This is a genomic window from Phreatobacter sp. GW821-FHT04C01 (assembly GCF_059420385.1).
Window position 1 is genome coordinate 1 of the sequence record NZ_JBWKTP010000025.1, and the last position, 5,404, is coordinate 5,404.

Genomic DNA, 5,404 nt, shown 5'->3' on the forward strand with positions numbered 1-5,404 from the left:
GCGCCCGAGGGCGACTCGGCACCTTCGACGCCATCGGATCGGCCGGGAGCGTGGGAATTTTTCCGGCTCGGCCGAACTGTCGGCGGACGGGCGGCGCAAGGATGGGATTTGCTTTGACCGGTTCGGCGGGCTTTGGCGGACCGCAGACCGTCTCTCGCAAAAAAGCTGGTCGGTTGCGACCGCGATTGCCTTGCCATTCGTCGCGTTCGCGGGCATAGAGGCGGCCATCGCGGAGACGTGGCCGAGAGGCTGAAGGCGCTCGTTTGCTAAACGAGTGTACGCTCAAAAGGTGTACCGAGGGTTCGAATCCCTCCGTCTCCGCCAGACTTTAGGTAATGCGGACGTTGTCCTGAGAGATGTGAGGCCGGTTGCAAGATCAGTGACGAGAGCGCAGAGCTGGATCAGACGCGCTTTTGGCGGGAACCACTTGACGGTGCTGAATGTTGGACCCTGGCGATCCCACGCAAGGGCTCGTGCACAGGCCGAGGCATCCCGCAATTGACCAGTCGCGATGCGAGGTGGGCCGGCTTCAGCGGCTCGATTCCCGCCCCGATATCGCCCCTCAAAGCGGTCATGGCGGATACCGCATTCCGGTCGGATGCGTTCGGTCGCCATGGCAATGAAGGCAGTGAATCCCTATATCCACCCCACCCCAGCACGAACCAAGGCTAACCTTTGTCGATCCACCAGCAGACCACTTTCACCGGACGTCGCGAAACCGCCCAGAAGGCCAAGCAGAACCTGCTTGAGAAATTCCGTTCGCGCCCGGGTCCGGACCATCCGGAGACCATCAAGCGCGAGGCAGCCCGCCGCGCCGTGGTCGAAGCGCGGGAGGCCCGCGAGGCCGCCCGCGAAGCCGAGCGCGCCGCCAAGGCAGCGCAGGAAGCTGCAGAACGGGCCGCGCGTGAAGAGGCTGAGCGCATTCTCGAAGCCGAGCGCCAGGCCCAGCGCGAGGCCGACCGGCCGAAGGCGATGCTTCGCGAGGCGGTGCTCTACGCCACGCAGCGCGCCCAGCGCGGATCGCGCCGCTAAGTCTCGCCGCGGGCGTCCCGCCAGAATTCTTCCGCCGCGAGGTTCGGGCTGATCGCCTGACGATCGTAGCGGCGGGATCGGCGAGGTCGCCGCCGATCTGACCAGACCCGAAAGGCCGGCTTCACGCCGGCCTTTTTCTTTTGGCACGCCCAGGCCGCCAGGAGGCCCCGCCGGCCTTCAATGATGCCGGGCCGAATGCGTCGCGTCGCGGCCGTGTTCGTCACGGACCATCAACGTCGTCCGCGGCCGAGGCAATGCGGGATGGCCGCCACGAGGCCGGCCAAGACGAAACGGCGGCAAGATCGCTCGCCGATACCTTCTGCGGCTCCTCCGGCATTTCGCGCGCGCATCCTGCCGAAAATCATGCCCGGCATGGGTCTCCGGCACCGGAAAGAAACACCGCCTCTTGCCAAAACAGAATAAATATTCTCATATCTCAATGAAAATTGGGCTTATGAGAAATATTTTCCTCATTCGCCTTGTTTGACGAAATGTCGTGTCACATGCGAGGCCTAGCAGAGAATGGATGCCATCGACCGCAAGATCCTGACGATTCTTCAGGACGACGCCACGATCTCGATCGCCGAACTGGCGGAACGGGTTCACCTGTCGCAGACGCCGTGCTGGAAGCGCATTCAGAAGCTGGAGGCCAACGGTTTCATCGTCCGGCGGGTCGCGCTGGTCTCGCCCGAGAAGCTCGGCCTCGGCCTGACCGTCTTCGTCTCCATCGAGACGTCAGATCATTCGCGCGAATGGCTGGGCAAGTTCGCTGAGACCGTTTCGGCGCTGCCGGAAGTAATGGAATTCTACCGGATGGCCGGTGACGTCGACTACATGCTGCGCGTCGTGGTCACCGACATGGCCGCCTATGACGCCTTCTACAAGCGGCTGATCGAGACGATCCCGCTGAAGAACGTCACCTCGCGTTTCGCCATGGAGCGCATCAAGTCGACCACCGCCTATCAGGTGCCGGCGCTGCCCAAGCCTTGACGGCCATCGACGGCACCACAGCTTCATTCCCGCGAAACGACACCGGCTGGTATTTCCATGTCGTCAAAGGCTCATTTCGGAGAATGCAATTCCTGCTCGTTGCCAACTTCTTGCGATCTTCGACGATATCATTCTATTTGCCCCCGAAACCAGCGCGCGCGTCGCGCCATCATCCGGATTGCCCCATGCCGCTGTCTCGCCGCCTTGTCCTCGCCGCTCCCATGGTGGCGACCTTCGCAGCCAGGTCCCATGCACAGGGCGCAGCGCCCGCCGCAGCCCGCATCGGCGTCATCCCGATCCTGGCGGCGGCGCCGGTCTTCGTCGCCGACCGGGAGGGCTGGCTGAAGGCCGCCGGCCTCAACACCAGCTACACGACATTCGAGTCGGGCCCGAACATGATCCAGGCCCTGGCCTCCGGCACGATCGACATCTATGTCGCCGGGGTGGCGCCGCTCGGCGTCGCCCGTGCACGCGGCATCGACATCAAGGTGGTGGCGACCACCGCGGTTGAGGAAATGACGGCGGTGGTCACGCCGAAGCTTGCCCGCTTCTTCGAGGCCGGCGTTGCGCCCGCCGAGGCTTTCAAGCGCTATCGCGCCGCCACCGGCCAGGCCGCACGCATGGCGACCCAGCCGGCCGGCTCCGTGCCGAATACCACGCTGCAGCACTGGCTGTGGGAGGTGACCAAAACCGACAAGGCCGATGCGACTGTCGTACCGATGGGCATCGACGCGACGCAACAGGCGGTCCTGGTCGGCGCGGTCGAAGGCGCGACCATTCGCGAGCCGGCCGTGACCATCGTCACGCAGCGCGACTCCGGCATCAAGATCGTCGCGCTCGGCGGCGAAATGTTCCCCAACCAGCCGGGCACCGTGGTCGCCGTCACGGCGGCCTTCCTGCAGCGCGAGCCGGAAAAGGTGCAGGCGCTGGTCAGCGGCGTGGTGAAGGCGGTCGCCCTGATCAAGGCCGACCCGGCCAAAGTCGCGCCGCATGTCGAGCAGGCGCTGGGCAAGGGCATTGTCGACGTCGCGACCATCGCGAAGGCCCTGGTATCGCCGGCGTCGAAATTCACCGCCGACCCGCGCAGCATCATCGAGGCGACCGCCGCCTTGCAGCGCTATCAGGTGAAGCTCGGCTCGCTCGATCGCGAGGTGCCGCTCGACGGCCTGTTCGAGACCCGCTTCTTCGAACGCGCCAGCGCCAGCCAGTGACGCCGTGAAAGCCTCGCACTTTCTCCTGCCCCTGGTGGGCCTTGCCGCGTTCCTCGGCCTCTGGGAGGCCGTGCCGCGGCTCGGCCTGGTCAATGCCGCCTTCCTGCCGCCGCCGAGCGTGCTGCCGGCGGCATTCTGGCGCGAAATGGCGTCCGGGGCCTGGCCCGAGGCGATCCGCAACAGCCTCGGCCACTATACCGTCGGGCTGATCGCCGGCTCGGCTCTGGGCGTCGGGCTGGGCGTGGTTACCGGCATGTACCGGTCGATGGAGAGCCTGACATCGTGGGTGGTGCGGCTGCTTCGGCCGATTCCCGGGCTCGCCTGGGTGCCTTTCGCCATCATCTGGTTCGGCGTGGCGCCGTCGGCGGCCGTTTTCATCATCGCGATCGGCGTGTTCTGGATCGTCTATTTCGCTGCGCATGGCGCGGTCCGCAGCGTCGATCGCGACCTGATCGAAGTGGCCGATGCTTTCGGTTTCCGTTCCGGCCCGGAACGGCTGATCAAGGTTCTGCTGCCGGCGGCAACTCCCGGCATCCTGGTCGGCCTGCGCACGGCCATCGGCCAGGCCTGGATGGCGGTGGTGGCGGCCGAGATCTTCGGCGTGGCCGGGCTCGGCCAGCGCATGATGCAGGCCTCCAGCCTGCTCGCGACCGATATCGTGGTGGTCTACATGCTGACCATGGCCGGCCTTTACGGCCTGCTCGACACCGCCTTCGTGGCCTTGCAGGGATGGTTGCTCCGATGGAAGGCGTGATCGACATCAAAGGCCTGTCGCTGAGTTTCGAGCGCGACGGGCAACTGACCCAGGTGCTGTCCGGATTGGACCTGACCGTCCGGCGCGGCGAATTCCTTGCGATCGTCGGCCCGTCGGGGGTCGGCAAGTCGACCCTCCTGCGGGTCCTGATGGAGCTTGCCCGACCGACTGCCGGCGCGGTGGAGATCGCACCGGCCGCCGCCGGCCGCCGGGCGCTGGCCTTCGTCTTCCAGGACGCCCGGCTGCTGCCCTGGCGCCGGGTCATCGACAATGTCGCTTTCGGGCTCGAAAAGACCGGTCTTGCGCGCAGCGAGCGGCGCGACAAGGCGGCCGCGGCCCTTGCCGTCGTCGGCCTTGCCGACCTGGCGCAGCGCTGGCCGCACCAGCTTTCCGGCGGACAGCGCCAACGCGTCGCGCTCGCCCGCGCGCTCGCCGTCGACCCCGAGGCTCTGCTCATGGACGAGCCGTTCTCGGCGCTCGACGCCATCACCCGCGAGGGATTGCAGGACGAACTGACCCGGGTGCGGCAGGCAACCGCCAAGACGGTCCTCTTCGTCACCCACGACATCGACGAAGCAACCTATCTGGCCGATCGCATCGTCGTACTGGCGGGCTCGCCGGGGCGCATTGCCGGCGTGCACAGCATCGACCTGCCGCATCCGCGTCGGCGCCAGGACCACGGCCTGCAGAACACGGCCCTCGCCGTGCGCGCCGCGCTCGAAGGCGAACTGGTGGTCGACGGCGCCGCGATCTGATCGGCGAAGTCGGCGGGGGCGAGGATTCGGGGGCGAATCCTGCCGCAGATTCGCCGCAGCGTGACGCGGAGCGATTCCCGCGCCCGGACGATGCCCACAAGACAAGGGCGGCGCGGATCGCCCCTTTCTGGGCAAAAAGAGCCCGCGGGAAGCGGAAAACCGCCCCAACCGGCCTCCTGTGCCCGCGGACGCAGCCGATTTGCCGGATATCCACCGGAACGGCCGCATCGGGCCACGAGCCGCGCGCTTCGACCCGCCCGCAGACCGGCTCAGCACCCTATTGGTTAACGCCCGCTGTTCCCCATGTCGGTGGAATTTATCCATCCGTTTAAGGACTTGCGGCATCAATCCCTGCTAACCGGCCGGTTAACGGCTGCGTGGCCTTCTTGCAACAGTCCTGTGCAAAGCCGCCTTGGCACCTGTGGCGAGGCGTTGTTTCCGTTGATCGGCGCGATCCCTTCGGCAATGGTGCCCTGGCGACGAAGGGGGGCACCCCGGTCGCACCGCCTTTCTTGGGTTCGCAGGTTTCGCAACCCCCGAAGACAAGAAAGTCGGCTCGCGGGGAATTAAGGGCCGAAGGCTCGCCGGGAAACCGGCAAGATCAACGAACCCAAGCTCCCTTTCAGGAGAAACTTTGGAGGTCTACAACATGAAGACGGTCA

Annotated in this window: 6 protein-coding genes and 1 tRNA gene; all 7 read left to right on the forward strand. The window is 66.1% G+C overall.

Annotated features, from left to right (window positions below):
* The coding region (locus AC07WJ_RS37090) for a hypothetical protein (protein WP_494939757.1) at nucleotides 1-253 on the forward strand (253 nt) is incomplete at its 5' end.
* Nucleotides 232-324, forward strand: a tRNA-Ser gene (locus tag AC07WJ_RS37095). The genes AC07WJ_RS37090 and AC07WJ_RS37095, both read left to right, overlap by 22 nt.
* 351 nt (nucleotides 325-675) lie before the next feature.
* Nucleotides 676-1,032 (forward strand): DUF6481 family protein, encoded by a 357-nt coding sequence (locus AC07WJ_RS37100; RefSeq protein WP_494939758.1) that lies wholly within the window; start codon nucleotides 676-678, stop codon nucleotides 1,030-1,032.
* 522 nt (nucleotides 1,033-1,554) lie between these two features.
* Nucleotides 1,555-2,022, forward strand: coding sequence for an Lrp/AsnC family transcriptional regulator (locus AC07WJ_RS37105; RefSeq protein WP_494939759.1), 468 nt, complete (start codon nucleotides 1,555-1,557; stop codon nucleotides 2,020-2,022).
* A gap of 185 nt (nucleotides 2,023-2,207) precedes the next feature.
* The gene (locus AC07WJ_RS37110) at nucleotides 2,208-3,233 is read left to right on the forward strand and encodes an ABC transporter substrate-binding protein (protein ID WP_494939760.1); all 1,026 of its coding nucleotides are present in this window, start codon (nucleotides 2,208-2,210) and stop codon (nucleotides 3,231-3,233) included.
* Nucleotides 3,234-3,237: 4 nt separating this feature from the next.
* Nucleotides 3,238-3,987 carry an ABC transporter permease gene (locus AC07WJ_RS37115; RefSeq protein ID WP_494939761.1) on the forward strand — a complete coding sequence of 250 codons (750 nt, stop codon included), beginning with the start codon at nucleotides 3,238-3,240 and terminating at the stop codon, nucleotides 3,985-3,987.
* Complete coding sequence (locus AC07WJ_RS37120) at nucleotides 3,975-4,742, forward strand: ABC transporter ATP-binding protein (protein WP_494939762.1); 768 nt, start codon at nucleotides 3,975-3,977, stop codon at nucleotides 4,740-4,742. Before AC07WJ_RS37115 ends, AC07WJ_RS37120 begins: the two co-directional genes overlap by 13 nt.
* Nucleotides 4,743-5,404 lie beyond the last annotated feature (662 nt).

Coding starts and splice junctions, on each gene's coding strand:
- AC07WJ_RS37105 (WP_494939759.1), top strand. CDS start 1,555: ATGGATGCCATCGACCGCAAGATCCTGACGATTCTTCAGGACGACGCC.
- AC07WJ_RS37120 (WP_494939762.1), top strand. CDS start 3,975: ATGGAAGGCGTGATCGACATCAAAGGCCTGTCGCTGAGTTTCGAGCGC.
- AC07WJ_RS37110 (WP_494939760.1), top strand. CDS start 2,208: ATGCCGCTGTCTCGCCGCCTTGTCCTCGCCGCTCCCATGGTGGCGACC.